Genomic DNA, 21,886 nt, shown 5'->3' with positions numbered 1-21,886 from the left:
CCTTCTGCATTCCCGTCTAACTCACGCTGCCGCCATGACCTGCGACGCCATCACCTGATCGACGATCATAAGGCCCACATCATTCTGCCATAGCCATAAGCCATTGGCTTGGCCCGAGAAACTTGGCTCGCCGCCAAGCGGGCCCCAGGGGACGAACCCCGCAGCGAGGCCAAGCCCGTATAGTCCCGCAATCGGTGCGCCGTCGCCATCGACGATCCGGCAATGGCGATCGACCATCGGTTTCCCGCCCTGCGCGGCAAGCGGGATCGGCAGCCCGTCGCGGTCGGCGATCGGCGCCGCGATCGGTCGATAACCGAGCGCCGCGATGACCAGGTCCGCCTCTTCGATGATCGTCCGCGCGGCGGCGTCGTCGTCGCCCGCGATCCGGTGCAGCGCCACGCGAGGATCGGGCGCGCGACCGTCGACGCGCAGCATCCGCAGCACCAGGTCGCGCGCCTCGAGGCGAAAGCCCGCGAGCCGGTAGACGAACCCCGAAACCGGGCAGATGTCGTCCGGACCGAAATCGGTGAACCCCTCGGCATGCGCCGCCTCGACCGAATGATAAAAGGGGCGCAGCGGCCGCCGGTGGAGCAAGGTGATCGCCCCTGCCCCCAGCGGCAGCCCCGGCTGGCGCTTCAGCAGCAGCGCGATCGTCGTCAGCGCGCTGGTCGACCCGCCGATCACCGCGATCCTCGGGTTGCGCTTGCCGGTCAGGATATCGGCAACCTTTTCGAACCCGCCGACCGTCAGCACGTCGTCCGACTGGATCAGCCGCCCGCTTGCGAGATCGGCCAGTTGCCCCCCCGCGACACGCTGGGTCGCAAGCCGGTCGAGTGGCTGATGACCGCCGGTCGCGACGACGATGTTGCGCGCCAGCTGATCGAACACATGCCCGTCGGACAAGCGGCGCAGCTGCACGCTCCACACCCCTTCGCCGACCCGCCGGACGCCCAACGCTTCGTGCCCGGTCAGCACGACGCCGCCATTCGCGCGGACGATGTCGGTCAGCCGGTCGCCGGTCGCGCGCAACAGCGGCCCGACCTCGGTCAGCGGCACGCCGAGCGCGTCGATATGCGCCGCGACCGCCCGCCCCGCGGGATGATCGACCAGCCGAGCGAGTTCGGGGTGCGTGTTGTCGCGCACCGCGGTCAGGAACGTCTGCGCGGTCGAATCGGAGGTGATCGCATAGCGCCCGAGCCGGCCGCCGCCGATCGCGCCGCTGCGCTCGATCACCATCAGTCCGGATGCGGCAAAGTCGGGAAGCAGGCCGCGCTTGGTCGCCGCGGTGAGCATCGCGGTGCCCGCGGGACCGCCGCCGATCACGATCACCGACGCCACGGCGGCGCCAGGCCCGCGCACCGACGCGCGCCGATCGAGCGGGCGGAGGATCGCCGCGCACGCATCCGCCAGCGCCGCCGCCGCCCGGCGCGCATCGTCGACCGACATCGCATCGGTGATCGGCAACGACAGCATCCGCCCCGCGATCTTGTCCGCGACCGGGGTCGGCTCGATCATCGCGGTGGCCTGGAACCAGGGCTGTTCGCCAAGGTGCGGGCTGAAATAGCGACCGCAGCCCACGCCCGACGCCTCGATGCTCTCGACGATCGAATCGCGGTGATGCGCGAGCCGCTCGGGCAGCAGCACCGGCATGAACTGCATCGCGCGGCGCTGGCCAGACACCGACTGAAACTGGAAACCGGGCAAGGCCGCGCGATAGGCCTGTTCGAGCGCGGCGCGGTGGTCCGCCACCGAATCGATCTCGGCGAGCTTGGCCTGCGCAATGATCGCGGTGATCTCGGGCAGCTTGGCGTTGATCCCCGGGAGCGTCGCATTGCGGCTGCCTTCGAACCCGAAATTGCCCATCGAGCGCAGCGTCGCGATGAGATCGACGTCGCCGCTATGGATCAGCCCGCCCTCGCCCACCGCGAACGTCTTGGTCGCGTGCATCGAATGGACCACTGCGAACGGCGCGCAGGCGCCAAAGCCTAGCCCCGCATCGTCGAGCGTCCCGAGCGACGACGCCGCATCGACCACCACGCCAACGCCGTATCGCTGCTGGAAATAGACGTACCGCTCCAGATCGATCGCGTTGCCGAACGTCGCATAGGGTACGACCACGCCGACCCGCTCGCCATGCCGGGCGAGCAACCGCTCCTCCTCCAGCGCGCACGCGGCCCAGTCGTCGGGATCGATGTCGCAGATGAGCGGGGTGAGCCCTGCCCACGCCGCCGCCTGTGCGGTCGCCGCGAAGGTCAGCGCGGGCATCAGCGCGAGCGTGCCCTGCTTGGGGTTCAGCCCCCCGGTCCGCATCCCCGAAGCATGCCGGATCGCGAGCATCAACCCGAGCGTCGCGTTGCCGACCGCGAGGCAGGCACCATGGCCGCCGAACAGCGCCTGAGTGACTCCCGCCTCGAACGCGCGGACCTCGGGGCCGTTGTTGCTGAACACCCCCGATGCCTCGACCCGGCGCAGCGCGTCGAGATGCTCGCTCAGCCGCGGCGGGTTCGGCGCGATCAGGGGGAGGCGTTTCATCGGCGATCCGGTCTGTTGGTGCGACGGCTGTATGCCGCAGCGCCTCCTAAGAACCAGTTACGTCGTCAAACGCCAATATACGCAGGACAGTTCTTTTCTTACATCACCCCGGATTCCGTCCGGGGTGATGTAGAAGTGTCACCTGACCAGCGGCAGGCTGATGAAGCTCTCGTCAGCACCCGAGACGGTCACCTTCTGTGTCGCCCGCACATAATCCTTTGGTTGTGCAAAAAAGATGTTCGGGACGAAGGTTTGCGGGTTGCGATCGTAGAGCGGGAACCAGCTCGACTGTACCTGCACCATGATCTTGTGCCCCGGCAGGAACACGTGGTTGGTCGTCGGCAGCGCGAACTTGTATTTCAGCGGCACGTTCGCGGCGATCGGCTTGGCGACCGCCAGATCTTCGCGGTAGCGCCCGCGGAAGATGTCCATCGCGACCGAGAGTTGATAGCCCGCCATCGCCTTGTCACCCGGATTGACGTCGGGATAGACGTCGATCAGCTTGACGACCCAGTCGCTGTCGGTGCCGCTGGTCGACGCGGTGAGGTTCACTTCCGGCACGCCCGCGACCGTCGTCGGGGTGGTCAGCGCATCCGTCGTGAAGGTGAGCACGTCGGGACGGCCCGAAACTGCGCGCTGATCGTCGACCAGCCACTGTTTCCACGTCGATCCGCTCGCATAGGTCGGCAGCGTCGGGCGCACGCGGTAGCTGACCGGGGCCGCCGGATCGGAAATATAGTCCGCAGTGGTCGCCGCGCCGCCCGTCGTCTGGAAGCCGAGCGCGCCGCCGGGCTTGAGATACAGCGGCGTGCCCGCGGCGGGTGCGGTCGGCCACTTATCGAGCTTCTGCCACTCGTTGCGGCCCGACTGGAACATCGTGACGGGGGCGACGTCCATCGCGGGCTGGTCGCTCTTCAGATAATGCGCGAGGAACGGCGCAAGGACGTGCCACCGCCACCATTTGGCGGTGTCCGCATCCCATTTGACCGCGCCCAGCGCACTGCCGTCGCGCACCTCCTGCCCGTGATACCAGGGGCCCATCGACAGATAGACCATGTCGTTGGCGGTGTCCTTGGGCTCGAGCGCACGGTAGACTGCGGGCGCGCCGTAGATATCCTCCTGATCCCACAGCCCGCCGACGATCAGCGTCGGCACCTTGAGCGGCTGGCCCGCGAGCACGGTGTCCATCGCCTGGCTCGACCAGAACGAATCATACGCCGGATGCTGCGTGATCTTGCGCCAGAAACCCAGCTGCTCGAGCCCCTGCGCCTTGCCAATCGCGCCGGCCGAGCCGCCCTTGAGATAATAGTCGTAATCGTCCGCGGTATCGGTGATCCACGGCGTGCCCGCGTCCTTGGTCGCTTCCTGGCCGAGGATGTAGGGCATCATGCCCTCGCGGAATGCGCCGTTGTGGAACCAGTCGTCGCCGCGCCAGCCATCGACCATCGGGTTCATCGGCACCGAGACCTTGAGCGCAGGGTGCGGATTGATCAGCGCCATCAACGGCAGGAAGCCGTCATAGCTGATCCCACTGATCCCCACACGCCCGTTCGATTCGGGGACGTGCTTCACCAGCCAGTCGATCGTGTCGTAGGTGTCAGTCGAATCGTCGGTCTTGGTCGGGTTCTGCGCGGTGCCGGCGCGCGCGGGGTTCATCATGTAGATGCCCTCCGACGCGTGCATCCCGCGGACGTCCTGGATCACGCGGATATAGCCCGCCGCGGCGATCACGTCGCCCGCGCCGTCGCCATGCTCGAGGATCCCCGCATAGGTGCCGCTGTCGACCTTGGTCTGGCCATCGGCGTCGTACGGCGTGCGCGTCATCAGGATGCCCGCGTCCTTCGCACCCTTGGGCACGATGATCACGGTGTGCAGCTTCACCCCGTCGCGCATCGGGATCTCGACGACCTTGCGGACATAGTCGTAGCCGACGTCGCGCGGCGCCATCTTGGCGGGGCGTTCGTCGTAATTCTGCGCGGTGGCGGGGGCGGTTGTAGCGGCGACGAGCGCGGCCAGCGCGCAGGCGGTGAGCAAACGGGGCATCGATATCATTGTCTTTTTCCTTCCCTCCCGGACCGAAAAAGAAAAGGCCCGCCTTTCCGGGTCGGAAAGACAGGCCCCTCTCATAGCTTGGATCACCACGCCGAACGCGCGATCACCCGTATTTGAAAGCCGTCACCCCAGCGAACGCTCGGGTCACCCAATTGGCAGATGCCACCCGCCGCACCGGGAGATCCCAGCGTTCGTTGGGATGACGGCGTTGCCGGGGGGCACGGTTTCACAATCCCTGATCGTCGTACGGGCCTTGATCGCCGTACGGGCGCATCAGGCGGTTCGCGTGCCGGTCAGCGGGAAGCTGCCAAACGCGCCGGCCGCGACGCTGCCCTTGAGCATGTCGTCCTCGACGGTCGCCTTGCAGTCGAGCGTCATCGGCATCGGTACGGTCATGCTCTGCTTCCAGGTGATCGTGTCGCCCTCGACCTCGCCGGTGACGTCCATTCCGCCCATTGCACCCGACACCGCACCGGTGAACGTGTCGCCCGCGCTGTTCACGGTCAGCGTCATCTTCTGGTCACCCAGCGGCGACTTGACCACGCAATCCCAGCTGCCATCGACGTTCGCCATTATATTTCTCTCCTGAATCACAGCTCTGATTACTGGGCGCCGGCAACCGACGCCGCGGGGATGACCTCGACCGGCAGGCCGATGCTGTCAAGCTGCGGCCGCACCGTCTTCGCGTCGCCGACCACGACCCAGATCGTCTTCTTCGGGTCGAGCGCCTGCTGGATCGCACTATTAAGTTGATTGAGGTTAAGCCCCTGATAGCGCCGGGTAATCGTCGCATAGTAATCGTCGGGGCGCTTGAGCAGATCGTTCTGCTGCATCGCCCCCAACACCGCGTCCGACGTCTCGAAATTGCCCGACAGCGATCGGATCGCACCGTTGATGGCGCGATCGAACTCGGCCTGCGTCATCGGCTCCTTGCCGAGGAACGCGCCGATATCGCTGCGCAGCGCGGCGATCGACGGGCCGGTCTGGTCCGCCTGCACAGGCGCGGACAGGATATAGGGCGCGGCGTTTTCCGATGGCTGGAACCGCCCCGACACGCCGTAGGACCAGTGCTTGCTCTCGCGCAGGTCCATGTTGACGCGACCGAGGAAGCTGCCGCCGAGCGCGTCGTTCGCGGTCGCGATCGGCAACAGGTCCTGCGTGCCCTTCAATCCGGTCGGCACGCCGGCGATGATCACCGATTGCGGGCTGTCCGGTCGGTCGATCAGGACGATCTTCGGCGCGGACGGCGTCACGGTCGCCGGGAAGACCTTGGTGCCCGCCGCACCGGTCGGCCGCCATGTCCCGAACCGCGCCTCGAGCGCCGCCTTCACCTCGGCGAGCGGACGATCGCTGACGACGAAGATCTTCGCCTTGTCGGGGCGCAGCCATGCCTGCTGGAACGCAACAAGGTCTGCGCGGGTCAGCGCCGCGACCGCCTTGGGGTCGCCGCTGCCCTGCGCCTTGGCATAGGGCGAGGTCGGCCCGAGCAGCTTCGGCAGGACGCGCGTCGCCAGTCCCTGCGGGCTGGTCAGTTCCTGCGCGATCTGCGCGAGCTGCTGGTTCTTGACGCGCGCGACCTCGGCATCGGCGAAGGCCGGGTTCTGCGCGATGTCGGCGAACAGATCGACCGCGGGCGCCAGGTTCGCGCTCGGCACCTGGAGCGACAGGAAGGTCCGGTCGTTCGACGCACCCGAGCCGATCTCCGCGCCGAGCCGCTCCTTGGCCTCGGCCAGCGCGACCGAGTCGCGAGTCGCGGTGCCCTCATCCATCATCGACAGAGTCAGCTTCTGCGTACCAAGCTTGCCCGGGACATCCGCCGCGACGCCGGCGTCGAAGCTGAGCACCGCCTGCGTCACCGGCACCGCGTCACGCTGCGCATAGACAAGCTCGATCCCGTTCGCGAGCCGCGTGCGCTCGACCGTCGGGAAGCTGAGCCCCGCGATCTGGCCGACCGCGGGCAGCGGTCCACGCGTGCCCTTTGGCGGCGCCTCGGGTGCGGGCACGACGACGGCCTTGGGCGGCACGACCGCATTGGCATAGGCATCGCGCGCCCCGGGCACGACGGTCAGCGAATAGGCCGGCCGCGACAGCCACTTGGCTGCCGCCGCCCGCACGCTCGCCGGCGTTTCCGCGGCGAGCTGGAGGAGCTGTTTCTTGTAGAAGCCGGGATCGTTCGAATAGAGCGTGCCCTCGGCCAGCGCGACCGCCTTGCCGCCGAAGCCGCCGACCGATTCGAGCCCCTCCATCCGGCGCGCCGCCGTCGTGGTCGCGACCCGGCTCACCTCGTCGGCGGTCGGGCCGTTCTTGAGGAAATCGGCGAGGATCTCGTCGATCCGCTTGGTCACGACCGCCGGGTCGACGCCCTCGCGCACGATCGCCTGGATCTCGAACATGCCGAGCTGGCTGAAGCTGCTATTCTCGGCGGAGATCCGCGTGACCAGCTTCTCTTTCTTGACCAGCGCGGTGTCGAACCGGCTGCTGGCGAGGCCGCCCAGCACGCCCGCCGCGACGTCCAGCGCGGTGCCGTCCTTGTCGTTCAGCCCGGGCACGACCCAGTTGCGGCTGATCATCACCGCGGCGACGCGGTCCTTGATCGTTTCGCTGACCGGCGCGGGCAGCGTCGGGATCGGTGCGGCCGGCACGACGCTCGCCGGCCCCTTCGGAATGCCGCCGAAATACTTCTCCGCGAGGCGCTTGCCGGTCGCCGCATCGACGTCGCCGGCCAGCACCAGCACCGCGTTGTTCGGGCCGTAATGATCCTTGAACCAGTCCTTCACCGTCTGCAGCGACGCGGCATCGAGATCCGCCATCGAGCCGATCGTGGTGTGGCCGTACGGATGCGTCGCGGGGAACAGCCCCTCGGTGACCTTGTACTGCGTCAAGCCGTAGGGCTGGTTGTCGCCCTGGCGCTTCTCGTTCTGGACGACGCCGCGCTGCTCGTCGAGCACGCCCTGCGTGATCGCGCCGGTGAGATAGCCCATGCGATCCGATTCGAGGAACAGCGCGCGATCGAGCGCCGCGGTCGGCACCGTCTCGAAATAATTGGTGCGGTCGAAATAGGTGGTGCCGTTGAAGTCGGTCGCGCCGACCTGCTTGAGCGGCTCGAAGAAATCGCCGGGCGCGTTCTCGGAGCCGTTGAACATCAGATGTTCGAACAGATGCGCAAACCCGGTCTTACCCTTGGGTTCGAACTTCGACCCGACATTATACCAGACCGACACCGCGACGACGGGCGCCTTGCGATCGGTATGCACCACGACGCGCAGGCCGTTCTTCAACGTGAACTGCTGGTACGGGATATCCACCGACTTCACGAGGGCGGCGACCGGTGCGGCCTGGGCCGCGGGCGTCGAACGCTGCGCCTGCGCGCCGGAGACCAGAAGCGCGGCGACCGACACGCCGGTGAATACGGAAATCTTCGAAACCATCTGCGCTCATCACCCCAGTCTGTCTGTTGGGGGGCAGCATAGAGACGCCGTGCCTGACGGCAACAAGGATGACAAAACCAATCAGTTATGGAGCAATCGGTTGGCTGTACGGTAACGCTTGGGGTATCCGGCAGCATGAGCTGCGCCCGATCGAGCCGAAACCCGCACATACCAAAAGCCATCAGCCCAAGCAGCCGCGGCGGATGATCCGCCCGGCCATTTCCGCGCGCCAGATCGGCACCCAGGCGCAGCCGCTCGCGATCGTCGACAACTTCCACCCCGATCCCGATGCGCTGCGTGCTTTCGCGGCGACGCAGGCGTTCGAGCCGGGGCGCAACCATTATCCCGGGCTGCGGGCTGCGTTGCCGCCGGACTATCTCGCTGAGGTCGGGCCTGCCCTCGCCGCGGTGCTGTCGGGCGTGTTCTACCATAATGCCGCGGCCGCGCTGATCGACGCGAGCTATGCGATGGTGACGACGCCCGCCGATCGCCTGACGCTGGCGCAGCGGCTGCCGCATGTCGACGCGGTCGATCCGGGGCGGATCGCGCTGGTCCATTATCTCAGCCCCGAAAGCCGCGACGGCACCGCGTTCTATCGCCATCGCGCAACGGGTACCGAGACGGTCGATGCCGCGCGGGCGGCGGACTATTATGCGCGGCTCAACGCCGAACTGGCGCAGGGCGCACCGCCAGCGCGCTCCTATATCGCCGGACCAACGCCGCTGTTCGAGCAGATCGCGCAGGTCGAGGCGCGGTATAACCGGGCCGTCATCTATCGCAGCGCCTCGCTGCACAGCGGCGTGATCGCATCGGACACTGTGCTGAGCAACGATCCGCTGCTCGGGCGCCTGACGATCACCGCATTCCTGCTGCTCGACTAGCCCTCGCCGCGACGCGCCACCGTTTCGTCGCGACCACAGGTCCAAAAGGCGCCACTTAAGTCGACTTTCACCTATTTTACGGCAGAGGGGTTTCCTCTGTCCCTTGTACGGCGAACCAGGTCGGTGACTCCACGTCAACGACGCCGCTTGCCGCTTCGACCATGTTCTTCAACCACCAAGGCAGCGCGCGTGTTTCTACGGGACGATCCGGAATATGGACTGGCTGGCATGCAGGGGCCTCGCGGCCTGCGCATGCCGTCGTCCGCTTCAACGCCGAGCCCGCGCGCCCCGCTGCGCACCGCGGCGACGTCGATCGACTGGGTTCCGGACCTGGGTGCACAGATTGGCAGCCTAGACTGGTGGCGCGGCGTTGCGACGTGCACCGCGCTGTGCGTGGCGACATGGGCGTTGGCGCCGGGCATCAAACCGCTGGTCGGTGCGGTGCCCCCGCCGCTTGCCGGGGCGGAATGGGACGAGGCGCGCGCGCAGGGAATCACCGCGATCGGCCAAGGTGCGGCGACCGGCCGGCGAATGGCCGCCAATGACCTCGTCGCGCCGCTGACCGAAGCCCCCGAGCGGCCGACCGTAACCCTCTCCGCGACGCTCGGCGAGGGCGACCGGCTCGACCGCGTGCTGATGCGCGCCGGCGTCGGGCGCGCCGATGCAAATGCCGCCGCCACGATGGTTGCGCAGGCGGTGCCGCTCGATTCCATCGCCGCGGGCACGCGGATCGCGCTGACGCTCGGTCGTCGCCCCGACCGCACCGTCGCCCGGCCGCTCGAAGCGCTCGATCTGCGTGCGCGGTTCGATCTCGGGCTCGCGCTGATGCGCACCGCGGGCGGGCTGGCGATGCACCGCAAGCCGATCGCGATCGACGCGACGCCGCTGCGGATCCAGGGCCTCGTCGGATCGAGCCTGTACCGGTCGATGCGCGCGGCAGGCGTGCCCGCCAAGGCCGTCGAATCCTATATCAAGGCGCTCGCGACTCGCCTGTCGATCGGTCGCGATGTCCGCGCCGCGGACAGTTTCGACCTGATCATTGAACGCCAGCGCGCCGCGACGGGCGAGACGCAGATCGGCGAGCTGCTGTTCGCCGGGATCGATCAGGGCCGCCGCAAGGTGCAGCTCGTGCGCTTCGGGCCCGACGGTGCGGAGAGCGAGCGCGAGCGCGACGGGGCCGGCGCGTCGCGGACGGACGGCTGGTTCGATGCCAACGGCCAGACCGAGCGGCGCGCAGTGTCCGGCCTGCCCGTATCGGGCCGCATCACCTCGAGCTTCGGGTTGCGCGTGCATCCGCTGCTGCGCTTCACGCGGATGCACAAGGGGCTCGATATCGGCGCGCCTTATGGTACGCCGATCCACGCGATGACCGACGGCGTCGTCGCGTTCGCGGGGCGGACCGGTGGCTATGGTAATTTCGTCAAGCTGACCCACGGTGGCGGCATGGCGAGCGGCTATGGCCATATGAGCCGGATCGCGGTGTCGTCGGGCACGCGCGTGCGGCAGGGGCAGGTGATCGGCTATGTCGGCTCGACCGGCCTGTCGACCGGCCCGCATCTGCATTGGGAAGTGTGGAAGAACGGCACGGCGATCAATCCGCGCGCGGTATCGTTCGCGGGCGTCGCGCAACTGTCGGGCGCATCGCTGCGCGCGTTCAAGGCGAAGGTGGCGACGCTGCTGGCCGTCCGCCCGGGCGGCTGAGGCACGCCGCCAGGGCCGGCGCGCGCGCCCGCCTTACGACTTGCCCGCCATCCGCGCCTGGAGATCCGCAAACGCATTGGCGGGGCGGAATTCGTCCTCGCTGATCACGCCCGCCGCCGCCAGCGCGGCCGCCGCATTGGGCCCGCGCGGGAACGGATCGACCGACAGCGCCAGCGTGTCCGCCGCCGCCTCGCCCAGATCGATCGTGCCGCCCTCAATCGCGACCGTATCGAGCGCGTCGTCGGACAGTTCGACCTCGTCGCCCTCCGCCACCAGCCGCTCGACGAAAAGAAGCTCGACGGGTTCGTCGATCCGCGTGTCGAGCGGTTCGTCGGTCACCGAACAGGCCTGCACCGCCGCGCCGGTCACGCGGCCCTTTACCACGATGCCCCGGTCGTTGCGCTTGATGCCGAGCCGCGCCTCCAGCCGGGAGATCGAGACGAGCGAGAACCGCTCCGCCAGCGCGGCGCGCTCGCTCTCGGTGGCGGCGATCTCGACGATCCGCTCGCGCTCGCCGATCGTGTCGAGACGTTCCGGACGGCTGAATTCGGGGCTCACGGCAGGTCTCCAGCAAATAGATCGGGAAGGGATTTGGTCGTCAGTCCGGCATGGAACGCCATCAGCGACTCGCGCACATGCGCCAGCGCGGCAGCATCGGGCGCGGCCCCGCGGTACAGGTTGCGCACGAGCGCCGGCGCGATATCGCCTGCGGTCAGTCCGTCGCGGTACGCGCCGAGCCGACCGCCCAGCATGCTCATCATCTTGCCGATATGCTTGCCGACGATGATGTCGCCGATCCCGATTTCACGCAGCTGGCCGTCCATGTCGTCGACGAAGCGTTCGGCAAGCCGCGCAGCGGTATCGCCGCCGGCGGGCTCCGACTCGAGTCGCAGCATCACGATCGCGAGCAGAGTCGCGATCATGTCGAACCGGCCGTCGACGGTGTCCGGCACCGCGCCCGCTTGATACCAATGCGCCGCCCGCGCCCGCATCACGACGGCATTATACAGCGGCAGCGCTTCGTCCGGCTTCTCGCCGAACAGTCTTCCCAACCAGCTCAATACGTCGTCCTTCGACCATCGACCGCGCTCTGGCTTGTTTGCCCGCGCATCCTCGCATATCGAGGCGATCGGCGGCCGATGCAATCGCATCGAAACCGTCACGTGTTTTCGCGTGCCCCGGTTGGGAGTTTATATGAGCGTGTTTTCCGCCCGTACGGGTCTCGCCGCCGCCCTCGCGGTCGTTACGCTGGCCAGCGCGGGCTGCACCCAGCTGCGCTCGCACCAGGGCTATGTCGTCGATACCGACCTCGTCAATTCGGTCCAGCCGGGCGTGGATAACCGCCAGTCGGTGCTCCAGACGCTGGGCAAGCCGACGCTGGCGGGCCAGTTCGACCAGGGCGACTGGTATTACCTCGCGCGCGACAGCCGCAACCTGGCGTTCCGCAACCCGCGGCCCAACGCACAGATCACGCTGCAGATCAGCTTCGACCAGCAGGGCACCGTCACCGCGATCCGTCGCGGGGGGCTTGACCAGGTCGCCGCGGTCAAGCCGTACAGCAAGACGACGCCGACGCTGGGTCGCGAACGCGGGTTCTTCCAGGATCTGTTCGGCAACATCGGCACCGTCGGTGCGGCAGGGGCCGGCGGCGGCGGCGCTGGCGGCAACACCGGCGGCGGCGGGCGCGACCGGCCGTAACCCCCGGATGCGGTGACGGATCGAGGGGGGCGTTCGCTCGCAACGCCCCGCCAAACATCCGTTTCGGATCCGACAGACTCCGAAATGGACAGACGCTCCTGTACCCCATCGTCGGGGGTGCATCATGGTCGAGTCGTTCTGGATCATCGACGGCTTGGCGCGCGAGACCCTGTTGTTTGCCGGCGTCGGATTGTTTCTCGGCGGCATCGATGACCTGCTGGTCGACATCGTCTTCATCGTCCACAGGCTCTGGAAGGGCGAACGCCCCCGGTTGACGCTGGCAACGCTGCCGCCGCCGCGATCGCACGGGGGGATCGCGGTGTTCGTGGCGGCGTGGGACGAGGTGGCGGTGATCGGCGGCATGCTGTCGACCGCGCTGGATCGCTATCGTCACGACGCGTACCGGATCTATGTCGGCGTCTATCCCAACGACCAGGGTACGATCGAAGCGGTCGCCGCGATCGTCGCGCAGGACGACCGCGTCCGGATGGTGATAGGGCCGCGCTACGGCCCCACGACCAAAGCGGATTGCCTCAATACGCTGTGGCATGCGCTGACCCGCGACGATGCGCACGAGGGCCGGCAGACCAAGGCGATCGTGCTGCACGACGCCGAGGACGTCGTGCATCCGCATGAATTGCGCGTCTTCGACAGCCTGATCGACCGATACGACGTGGTGCAGCTGCCCGTGCTGCCACTGGTCCATCACGGCGCGCGGCTGGTGTCGGGCCATTATGCCGACGAGTTCGCCGAATCGCACGCGAAGCAAATCGTCGTCCGCACCGCGCTGGGTGCAGCGATGCCGCTCGCCGGCACCGGCTGCGCGATCGCCCCCGCCATGCTCGCCCGGATCGCAGCCGCGCGCGGCGGCGATCCGTTCGACGCGACCAGCCTCACCGAGGATTACGAGCTGGGCCTGCGGCTGGCGGACCTCGGCGCCCGGGGCATCTTCGCGCGGGTGGCGGCGGACAATGCCGGGTCGGTCGTTGCCGTCCGCGCCTATTTCCCGGGAACGATCCGCGAGTCGATCCGCCAGAAGACGCGGTGGATGAACGGCATCGCGCTTGCCGGATGGGATCGGACCGGATGGGCACGCCCGCGCGCCTATGCCGATCACTGGATGCGGATGCGCGATCGGCGGGCGCCACTGGCGGTCGTGGTCCTTGCGGTCGCCTATGTCGGGATACTGGCCTGGGCCGTGTCGACCGCAGCGCATCACTGGGCGGGCCCGGCAGCGCCACCGCTCGCCCCGCCCCGCCCGATCGCAACCGGGATGTTCATCGCCAATTCCGCGCTGTTGGCATGGCGACTGGCCTTGCGGATGCTCTTCACCGGCAGGAGCTACGGGCTTGCCGAGGCGGTCTGGGCACTGCCGCGATTCGTGGTCGGCAATTGGGTCGCGCTGATCGTCGCCCCCTGCGCGGTTGTGCATTACATCGGCATGCTGCGCGGCGCAGCGCCGGTATGGGACAAGACCCGTCACGAATTTCCCGATCTGCCCCCCGATCTACGTGCGGTGCCGGTCGGTACCTGTCGCGCGTTGGATCCCAGCGTTTCGTCACCGGGATGAGTGGCGGCCGGCCGCTGCGCTTCCTCGCACTGACGCTCGGCGGCTGGATCCTGGTCAGAATCGCAGTGCTGTTGTCCGAGCTCGAGCCCCCTTCCCCCGCTGCCGACCTCCCGGCCCTCGCCAAGATCATCGTCCCGCCTGCCGCCGCGGCGCCTTCGTCCGATCCCCACCCCCCTCCTGCGCGGATGGCATTCGCCGGCCCGACTCCGATCGAAACGGTCGCGATTGCCATCCCGCACCCGGCCGTATTGTTCGCACAGCCGCGCAAGCCACTCGTCCCGCCCCAGCACCATGCGGCGCTTCCCGCAACGCGGTCAGCATTCGTCACGTCGCCTCACGTGTGGCGCGAACCACCCGGTCGACCCGACGCACCGCCGCTGCTGATCGCGCGGCCGTTCACGGTCCGCGGCGGGGGTCGGCTGAACGCGAGTGCGTGGATGCTGGTGCGCGGTGGCCCCGCCGGCACCGTCTCGGGCGGCCAGCTTGGCGCGTCGCAGGCCGGTGTGCGGATCACCTATGCGATCGACGCGGCGCGCCGGTTCGCGCTGTCCGCACGGCTCGCCACCCCGCTCAAGGGCCGCGGCCGCGAAGCCGCGCTCGGAGTGGATTGGCAGCCGGCGCGGCTGCCGATCCACCTCGTCGCGGAGCAGCGCTTCGTCCTCGACGGCGGCCGCGGCGGGCCGACGATCGGCGCGATCGCCGGCTATGGTCCGTCCGACATCGCGCCGGGCATCCGGATCGAGGCGTATGGCCAGGGCGGCGCGATCCTTCGCGAGGGGCTTGAGGGATTCATCGACGCATCGGCCCGCGTTACCCATCCCCTCGGCGCGATCGGCAAGGCGCGCATCGATATGGGAATCGGTGCATGGGGCAGTGCGCAACGTGCGGCGGCGCGGTTCGATGTCGGACCATCGGTCGTCGCGACGGTGCCGATCGCGCGCAAATCACTTCGCCTGACGCTCGACTGGCGAGAGCGGGTCGCGGGGAATGCGCGTCCCGGATCGGGCCCGGCGCTTTCGATCGGCAGCGACTTCTGAGGCCTTTCCCCAACAACGCGATCGGTACCGAGTCGAGCCTAGCCCCGCGCGCGCAATCCGGTGTAACGCTGCACGCGTGGATCTGTATCTCCCCGTCGCCAACCTGTCGGTCAACGCGCTCGTCATCATCCTGCTCGGCGGCGGCGTCGGGCTGTTGTCGGGGATGTTCGGGGTCGGCGGCGGCTTCCTGACCACGCCGCTGCTGATCGTCTACGGTATCCCGCCGACCGTCGCCGCCGCCTCCTCGGCAAGCCAGGTGACCGGCGCGAGCGTTTCGGGCGTGTTCGCGCATTTCCGCCGCAAGGGCGTTGATACCAAGATGGGCGGGGTGCTCGTGGCGGGCGGCATCCTCGGCTCGTTCTTCGGCGCCTGGCTGTTCCGGCTGCTCCAGCAGAGCGGCCAGATCGATACGGTGATCGCGATCGTCTATGTCGTCATGCTCGGGTCGATCGGCAGCATGATGGCGAAGGAATCGATCGGCACGATCGGTCGTGCGCGCACCGGGCGCCCGCCCAAGGCGCGCAAACGCCGCCATCACCCACTCGTCGCCGCACTCCCGCTGCGGACGCGCTTCTACGCGTCGGGGCTGTATATCTCGCCGCTGGCGCCGTTGCTGCTCGGCTTCTTCACCGGCATCCTGACGATCCTGCTCGGCATCGGCGGCGGCTTCATCCTCGTGCCCGCGATGATCTACCTGCTCGGCATGGCGACCTCGGTGGTGGTCGGCACGTCCTTGTTCCAGACGCTGTTCGTCACCGCGGTCGCGACGATGGTGCATGCGACGACGACCAAGGCGGTCGATATCGTGCTGGCCGGGCTGCTGCTGCTCGGCTCGGTCGTCGGCGCGCAGATCGGTGCGCGGTTCGCGACCAAGTTCCGCCCCGAATATCTGCGGCTGGCGCTGGCGACGATGGTGCTGCTGATCGGCGTGCGGATCCTGCTCGGCCTCGTCTGGCGGCCGGAGGAAATCTTCTCGGTCACGCTGTCGTGAGGGCCTGGCTCGTCCTGCTGGCCCCGCTGCTGATGGCGCAGGCCAAGCCCGTGCTCGTCCCCGACGTGTCGCAGCGCAATATCGAGATCGCCTACAGCTTCACCGGCGCCGAGCTCCTGCTGTTCGGCGCGATTCTGTATCCCGGCGGCCGGCTGCCGACCGGCGAGCAGCCCACCGACATTGTCGTCGTCGTGAAGGGCCCCACCCAGTCGATCCTGATGCGCGAGAAGGAGAAGGTCGCCGGGATCTGGGTCAACGCCTCGCGCTTGCGCTATCGCTCCGCCCCCAGCTTCTACGCGATCGCCTCGTCGAAGCCGATCGCCCGGCTCGTCGACGATCGGACCCGCGCGATCTACGAACTCGGGCTCGACAGCCTGCAATTGTCGCCCGCATCCAGCGCGCCCGCCGACACGCAGGACCGGTTCCAGAAAGGACTCGTCGACCTGAAGCGCAATGCCGGCCTCTACTACGAAGCGCCGCGCGCGGTGGAGATCACCGACGGCGTCCTCTACCGCGCGCGCGTGTCGATCCCCGCGCGCGTCCCGGTCGGTCGCTTCACTGCAGAGACGTTCCTGATCCGCGACGGGCGCGTGCTGGCGGCGGCGGTGCGCGACATCGACATCCGTAAATCGGGCTTCGAGCGATTCGTCGCGCGCGCGGCGGATCGCTCGTCGGTGGTCTATGGCCTGGCCGCGGTCGCGTTGTCGGTGTTTCTCGGCTGGGCCGCTGGCTGGATCGCGCGCAGGGTTTAGCGTCGGTTCACCATCGTCACCGGATGTTTACGCTCTTGCGCGCAAGAGGTCGGGTAAATGACTGGGGATCTTGCCAGAATGAGTGAAATGCCGGGACCCGATGCGTTTTTGCGCGCCGTACCACTAACCGGTGGCATCGCGGGCTTTGCCGCGCCGCCTGCCCCGATCGGCGTCGTGTACGCGATCGCCGGGTCGAGCAGCCGCGTGTTGCTCGATCGTGCCTCGATCGGTGCGCTGTGCGACGATCCGGACAGCGTCGTCGCGGCGGCGGGCCAGGTCGGCAGCCAGGTCAAGATGCGCGTCGGCACGACGTGGCTGGTCGCCAATGTCCGGTCGCTCAAGCTCGAGGACAATGCCGGCACCTGCATCGCCGCCGAGATCGATTTCCTCGGCGAGGGCGACGAGGAGCCGCTGACCGGCAATCTCGACCGGTTCCGGCGCGGCGTGACCCGGTATCCGATGCCGGGCTGCGAGGTGTTCCCGATAACGACCGCGGATCTGCAACAGGTCTACGCAGCGGAGGATCGCGCCAACATCACGATCGGGACGGTGTACCCGACCACCGACATCCCCGCCGCGTTGTATGTCGATCCCATGCTCGGCAAGCATTTCGCGCTCGTTGGGTCGACCGGCACGGGCAAATCGACCGCCGCCGCGCTGATCCTCCACCGGATCTGCGAACTGGCGCCGCAGGGCCATGTCGTGATGATCGATCCGCACGGCGAATATGCCGCGGCATTCGCATCGAACGGCGCGCTGTACGACGTGTCGAACCTGCAGATGCCGTACTGGCTGATGAATTTCGAGGAGCATTGCGAGGTCTTCCTGACCAGCAGCGGCTCCGCGCGGCAATTCGATGCGGATATCCTCGCCAAATGCCTGCTCGCCGCCAAGGCCAAGAGCCGGCTAGGCCAGGAGATCGCCAAGCTGACGGTCGACGCGCCGGTCCCGTATCTGCTGAGCGATCTGACGACGATCATCAACGCCGAGATGGGCAAGATGGATCGTGCCGGCGATACCGCGCCATATCTGCGGCTGAAGACCAAGATCGACGAGATCAAGGCCGATCCGCGCTATGGCTTCATGTTCTCAGGCATGTTGGTCGCGGACACGATGGCGAGCTTCCTTGCCCGCATCTTCCGCCTGCCCGGCGACGGCAAGCCGATCTCGATCATCGACGTCTCGGGCGTGCCGTCGGACATCACCGCGGTGGTCGTCGCGGTGCTCGCACGGATGACGTTCGATTTCGCGATCTGGTCGCGCAACGAACCGCAACGCCCGATCCTGCTCGTGTGCGAGGAGGCGCATCGCTACATTCCCGCAGGCCAGGAAGCGACCAGCGCGGTCGGCCGCATTCTCGGCCGGATCGCCAAGGAAGGCCGCAAATACGGCGTGTCGCTCGGCCTGATCACACAGCGTCCGTCGGATCTTGCAGAGGGCGTGCTGTCGCAGTGCGGCACGATCATCGCGATGCGCCTCAACAACGAGCGCGACCAGGCGCTGGTCCGCGCCGCCATGCCCGAAGGCGCGCGCGGCTTTCTCGATTCGATCCCGGCCTTGCGCAACCGCGAATGCATCATCTGCGGCGAAGGCGTGACGATTCCGATCCGCGTTGCCTTCGACACGCTGGAAGAGGCCAAGCAGCCCGCGTCGACCGATCCGCTGTTCTCCGAACTGTGGCGCGATATCGGCGGCGAGGATCAGATCATCGGCCGAACGATCCAGCGGTGGCGCGCACAAGGCAAATGACGGCGGCGTAAGCGCGCCCGCCACGCGGAGTCGCGTCGTCTCAGTCCGCGTCGGGACCCAGCGTCGGATCGAGGTCGCGCGGGCGGACGAAGCGGGTCAGCCGGGCGGTGCCGGTGGCCAGATCGGACCAGTCGCCCTCGAACTGGAGTTCGGCGATGCTGGCGGTCGGGTATTTGTCCTCCACCGCATCGCGCAGCGGGTCCGCACCGTCGGCGACGAGCATCAGCACGAGATCCTCGAGGCCGGGATTGTGGCCGATCAGCAGCGCGCGCGCCGCCTCCGCCGGAAAGCCGTGCACCACGTCGAGCAAAGTCACCGCGGAGGCCAGATACACGCGGCGATCCATCGCCGGCGCGATCGTCCGCCCGTAGCCCGATTCGATCTGTGCGAGCGTCTCGACCACGCGCACCGCGGGCGAGGCGATCGCATGGTCGAACGCCAGCTCCAGCGTCCGCATGTGCCGGCCGACCATCGCCGCCGCGCGCTTGCCCTTGGCATTGAGCGGGCGATCGAAATCGCGGGCGACCGGATCGTCCCAGCCGGATTTGGCGTGGCGCAACAGCGTCAGCGTCTTCATGGCGATCCTCAAGCCGGTTCGCGGCTTTCATGCCCTACCGGAGCCCTTGAGGAAAGCCGGCTCGCCACTCGGGCCACCGCTTCTTCGAGCGTCACGCGCGCGATCGGCACGCCCGGCGGGAACGCGGCGAGCAGGCGCGAGGGCATCGCTGCCGACAGCATAACGAACACGCCCGAATCGTCGGCGCGGCGGATCAGCCGGCCGAACGCCTGCGCCAGCCGCGCGCGGACGAGCCGATCGTCATAGGCCGAGCCGCCGCCGGCAAGCCGCCGCGCGGCGTGCAGCACCGACGGTTTCGCCCAGGGCACGCCCTCCATCACCACGAGCCGCAGCGACTCACCGGGCACGTCGACGCCGTCGCGCAGCGCATCGGTGCCGAGCAGCGACGCGCCGGGATCGTCGCGGAAGATGTCGACCAGCGTGCCGGTATCGATCGGATCGACGTGCTGCGCGTGGAGCGGCAGGCCTTCCCGCGCGAGCCGATCGGCGATTCGGCCGTGCACGCCGCGCAGCCGCCGGATCGCGGTGAACAGCCCGAGCGTCCCGCCGCGGCTGGCGACGATCAACTGCGCATAGGCGTTGGCAAGCGCGCCGATGTCGCCGCGCTTCACGTCGGTGACGATCAGCACTTCGGCCTGGCGGGTATAGTCGAACGGGCTCTTCGCCTCGAACCGCGCGGCGGGGCGCAGCAGGTGCGGGGCGCCGCTGCGCGCTTCGGCGACCTCCCAGTCGCCACCGCCGGTTAGCGTCGCCGAGGTGACGAGCGCGCCGTGCGCGGGCTTGAGGACGATCTCGGCGAAGGGGCGCGTCGGATCGAGCCAGTGGCGGTGAAGGCCGATGTCGAATTCGCGGCCCTCGATCCGGTCGACCGCGAGCCAGTCGACGAAATCGCCGTCGACGGGGCCGCCGACGCGCGCGAGCAGCGACAGCCACGCCGCGACCGTCTCCGCGCGCCAGCCGATCGAGGCGATTGCGCCCTCGACGCGCGCGCGGGCGGGGCCGTCCATCCAGTCGGGCGCTTCGGCGAGCACCGCTTCGAGGCGGCGGCCGAGCGTGACGAGTGGGCGGACCAGTGCGTCGAGCGCCGCGGCGGCGGGGGCGGCGGCCTCGATCAGCGTCGCGTCGGGTTCGGCGAGTTCGGTCTCCAGCCCGTAGCCCGCATCGCCGGGCTGCTCGGCGCGCGCGTAGGTGAGCCCGCGGACGGCGGCGAGCAGCGTCTCGATCGGTCCGAACGGCGCGCCTTCGCCAAGCCGTTGCAGCCAGCCGTCGCTCGCCAGCGCCCCCGCCGCGGTGACCGCGTCGCTGATCGCGCGCGCGCCCTGTTCGTCATAGCTGGCGAGATCGGACAGCCGTGCTGCAAGGCCTCGCCGCCGGCCACGCCCGCCCGATTCGGGGCCGAGGATCCAGCGGCGCAGTTCGATCGTCTCCGCACCGGTCAGCGCGGTCGCGAACATCGAATCGGCGGCGTCGAAGATGTGATGGCCCTCGTCGAACACATAGCGTGTCGGCCGGGTCGCGAGTTCGCGCCCGCGCGCGGCGTTGACCATCACCAGCGCGTGGTTGGCGATGACGATATCCGCGTCGGACGAGGCGCGCGCGGCGCGCTCGATGAAGCATTTCCGGTAATGCGGGCAGCCGGCATAGACGCATTCGCCGCGCCGGTCGGTCAGCGCGGTCGAGCCGTTGCGGCGGAACAAGGTCGGCAGCCAGCCGGGCAGGTCGCCGCCGACCATGTCGCCGTCGGCGCTATACGCGGCCCAGCGTGCGACGAGGTGCGCCAGGATCGCCGCGCGGCCCGCGAACCCGCCCTGCAGCGCGTCCTCGAGGTTGAGCAGGCACAGGTAATTCTCGCGACCCTTGCGCGTGACGACCTTGGCCTTGCGGATCGCGGCGTCGGGATAGAGCCGCGCGGTTTCCTGCCCCAACTGACGTTGCAGCGTCTTGGTGTAGGTCGAGATCCACACCGCGCCGCCCGCCTTCTCCGCCCAGAGCGACGCGGGCGCGAGATAGCCGAGCGTCTTGCCGATCCCGGTGCCCGCCTCGGCGAGGACGAGATTAGGCGTGTCGCGCATCGCGCGCGGCGCGAAGGCGGCGGTCGCGGCGCCGGCATAGGCGCGCTGGCCGGGGCGTTCCTCCGCGCCGTGCCCGGTAAGATCGACGAGCCGCGCTTCGGCATCGCCGGGCTCGATCGTGACGGCGCGCGGCGCGGGGCGCGGGGCATGCTCCTCCCATTCGGGCAGCACCGAGAACAGCCAGCGTTCGTTGACGGACGGCTTCTTCAGCCGCTCGGCGACGACCGGCGCCCAGGGCCAGCGCAGGCGGAACAGCGATTGCGCCGAGGTCCACGCGCCTTCGCGCTCGGGCCAGTCGCTATCGGTCAGCGCGAGCATCGCCTCGGCCGCGCGCAGCAGGAACGACGCGACCTCGGCATCCTCGGTGGGGACGTCCAGACCGGTGACTCGCGCGATCCCCTTCGGCGTCGGTACGGCGAACTGCCCAGGCCGCAGGAACGCGTAAAGTTCGAGCAGGTCGAGCCCCGACAGATCGGGATAGCCGAGCCGCTGCCCGATCAGCGGCGCGTTGAGCATGATGACGGGCGTATCGGCGGCGATCCGGATCGCCTCGCCCCGCCCGATCGGCCGCGCGCCCTCCGCATTCGCGATCCAGATGCCGGCGTGGCTGGCGTGGAGGGCGGGATAGGGAAGCACTGCACGACCTTGCTGCACGAAGAACGAAAGGGCAACCTTTTGTGCGGTGGCTGGACAATCTCCGCTCTTCCGTCATCCTACCGAAAGCTGGGACGACGGGAGGGTTTGAGAGAGACTTTTCAGCGATCTCATCATCCTAGGTCGCCGTTACGCAACCGGTACGGTTTACGTGCGTTGCGCCCCTATCGATACCGAGCTTTACCTACATCA

At 68.4% G+C, this 21,886-nt stretch carries 16 protein-coding genes; 8 read left to right on the top strand and 8 right to left on the bottom strand.

Annotated elements, in window-relative coordinates:
* Window positions 1-21: 21 nt before the first annotated feature.
* The 4 genes from C8J26_RS01390 to C8J26_RS01375 all read right to left on the bottom strand — a co-directional run bounded on the left by C8J26_RS01390 (window position 22) and on the right by C8J26_RS01375 (window position 8,012).
* Window positions 22-2,532: a DegT/DnrJ/EryC1/StrS family aminotransferase gene (locus tag C8J26_RS01390; protein WP_107956434.1), complete on the bottom strand. Its 2,511-nt coding sequence runs from the start codon at window positions 2,530-2,532 to the stop codon at window positions 22-24.
* A 138-nt stretch (window positions 2,533-2,670) separates the two neighbouring features.
* Window positions 2,671-4,575, bottom strand: a complete 1,905-nt coding sequence (locus tag C8J26_RS01385) for a CocE/NonD family hydrolase (protein WP_107957006.1) — start codon at window positions 4,573-4,575, stop codon at window positions 2,671-2,673.
* A 282-nt stretch (window positions 4,576-4,857) separates the two neighbouring features.
* The gene (locus C8J26_RS01380) at window positions 4,858-5,157 is read right to left on the bottom strand and encodes a hypothetical protein (RefSeq protein WP_056419020.1); all 300 of its coding nucleotides are present in this window, start codon (window positions 5,155-5,157) and stop codon (window positions 4,858-4,860) included.
* A gap of 29 nt (window positions 5,158-5,186) precedes the next feature.
* The gene (locus C8J26_RS01375; RefSeq protein ID WP_107956433.1) at window positions 5,187-8,012 is read right to left on the bottom strand and encodes a M16 family metallopeptidase; all 2,826 of its coding nucleotides are present in this window, start codon (window positions 8,010-8,012) and stop codon (window positions 5,187-5,189) included.
* A gap of 203 nt (window positions 8,013-8,215) precedes the next feature.
* Here C8J26_RS01375 and C8J26_RS01370 point away from each other — a divergent pair, with 203 nt between their 5' ends.
* A complete protein-coding gene (locus C8J26_RS01370; protein WP_107956432.1) occupies window positions 8,216-8,893 on the top strand; it encodes a DUF6445 family protein in 678 nt (225 codons plus the stop codon).
* A gap of 189 nt (window positions 8,894-9,082) precedes the next feature.
* Entirely contained in the window at window positions 9,083-10,594 is a 1,512-nt protein-coding gene (locus tag C8J26_RS01365) for a M23 family metallopeptidase (protein ID WP_244185109.1), read from the top strand.
* A gap of 33 nt (window positions 10,595-10,627) precedes the next feature.
* On the opposite strand, the gene C8J26_RS01360 is transcribed toward C8J26_RS01365, so the two are convergent.
* Together C8J26_RS01360 and C8J26_RS01355 are read right to left on the bottom strand one after the other, a co-directional pair.
* Complete coding sequence (locus tag C8J26_RS01360; protein WP_107956430.1) at window positions 10,628-11,152, bottom strand: DUF177 domain-containing protein; 525 nt, start codon at window positions 11,150-11,152, stop codon at window positions 10,628-10,630.
* On the bottom strand, window positions 11,149-11,655 hold the full coding sequence (locus tag C8J26_RS01355) for a ubiquinol-cytochrome C chaperone family protein (protein WP_425275387.1): 507 nt from the start codon (window positions 11,653-11,655) through the stop codon (window positions 11,149-11,151). Before C8J26_RS01355 ends, C8J26_RS01360 begins: the two co-directional genes overlap by 4 nt.
* A gap of 133 nt (window positions 11,656-11,788) precedes the next feature.
* Between C8J26_RS01355 and C8J26_RS01350 the strand changes: the two genes are divergently transcribed.
* The 6 genes from C8J26_RS01350 (at window position 11,789) to C8J26_RS01325 (ending at window position 18,391) form a co-directional block, all read left to right on the top strand.
* Window positions 11,789-12,292, top strand: a complete 504-nt coding sequence (locus C8J26_RS01350; protein ID WP_107956429.1) for an outer membrane protein assembly factor BamE — start codon at window positions 11,789-11,791, stop codon at window positions 12,290-12,292.
* A 124-nt stretch (window positions 12,293-12,416) separates the two neighbouring features.
* Complete coding sequence (locus C8J26_RS01345; protein WP_107956428.1) at window positions 12,417-13,862, top strand: glycosyl transferase family protein; 1,446 nt, start codon at window positions 12,417-12,419, stop codon at window positions 13,860-13,862.
* Window positions 13,859-14,899 carry a hypothetical protein gene (locus tag C8J26_RS01340; RefSeq protein WP_107956427.1) on the top strand — a complete coding sequence of 347 codons (1,041 nt, stop codon included), beginning with the start codon at window positions 13,859-13,861 and terminating at the stop codon, window positions 14,897-14,899. Before C8J26_RS01345 ends, C8J26_RS01340 begins: the two co-directional genes overlap by 4 nt.
* A gap of 76 nt (window positions 14,900-14,975) precedes the next feature.
* On the top strand, window positions 14,976-15,890 hold the full coding sequence (locus tag C8J26_RS01335) for a sulfite exporter TauE/SafE family protein (RefSeq protein WP_056419048.1): 915 nt from the start codon (window positions 14,976-14,978) through the stop codon (window positions 15,888-15,890).
* Between the two features lie 32 nt (window positions 15,891-15,922).
* Window positions 15,923-16,642 (top strand): TIGR02186 family protein, encoded by a 720-nt coding sequence (locus tag C8J26_RS01330; protein ID WP_056419693.1) that lies wholly within the window; start codon window positions 15,923-15,925, stop codon window positions 16,640-16,642.
* 78 nt (window positions 16,643-16,720) lie between these two features.
* Entirely contained in the window at window positions 16,721-18,391 is a 1,671-nt protein-coding gene (locus C8J26_RS01325) for an ATP-binding protein (protein WP_107956426.1), read from the top strand.
* A 40-nt stretch (window positions 18,392-18,431) separates the two neighbouring features.
* Here C8J26_RS01325 and C8J26_RS01320 read toward each other — a convergent pair whose 3' ends face one another.
* Together C8J26_RS01320 and C8J26_RS01315 are read right to left on the bottom strand one after the other, a co-directional pair.
* Window positions 18,432-18,968, bottom strand: a complete 537-nt coding sequence (locus C8J26_RS01320; protein WP_107956425.1) for a SixA phosphatase family protein — start codon at window positions 18,966-18,968, stop codon at window positions 18,432-18,434.
* Between the two features lie 8 nt (window positions 18,969-18,976).
* Window positions 18,977-21,676, bottom strand: coding sequence for an ATP-dependent DNA helicase (locus C8J26_RS01315; RefSeq protein WP_107956424.1), 2,700 nt, complete (start codon window positions 21,674-21,676; stop codon window positions 18,977-18,979).
* Between the last annotated feature and the right edge of the window lie 210 nt (window positions 21,677-21,886).

Source organism: Sphingomonas aurantiaca, from assembly GCF_003050705.1.
Taxonomy (GTDB): Bacteria; Pseudomonadota; Alphaproteobacteria; order Sphingomonadales; family Sphingomonadaceae; genus Sphingomonas; species Sphingomonas aurantiaca.
Note: the sequence above shows the minus strand (reverse complement) of the source record. Positions and strands in the feature narration are given on the sequence as shown.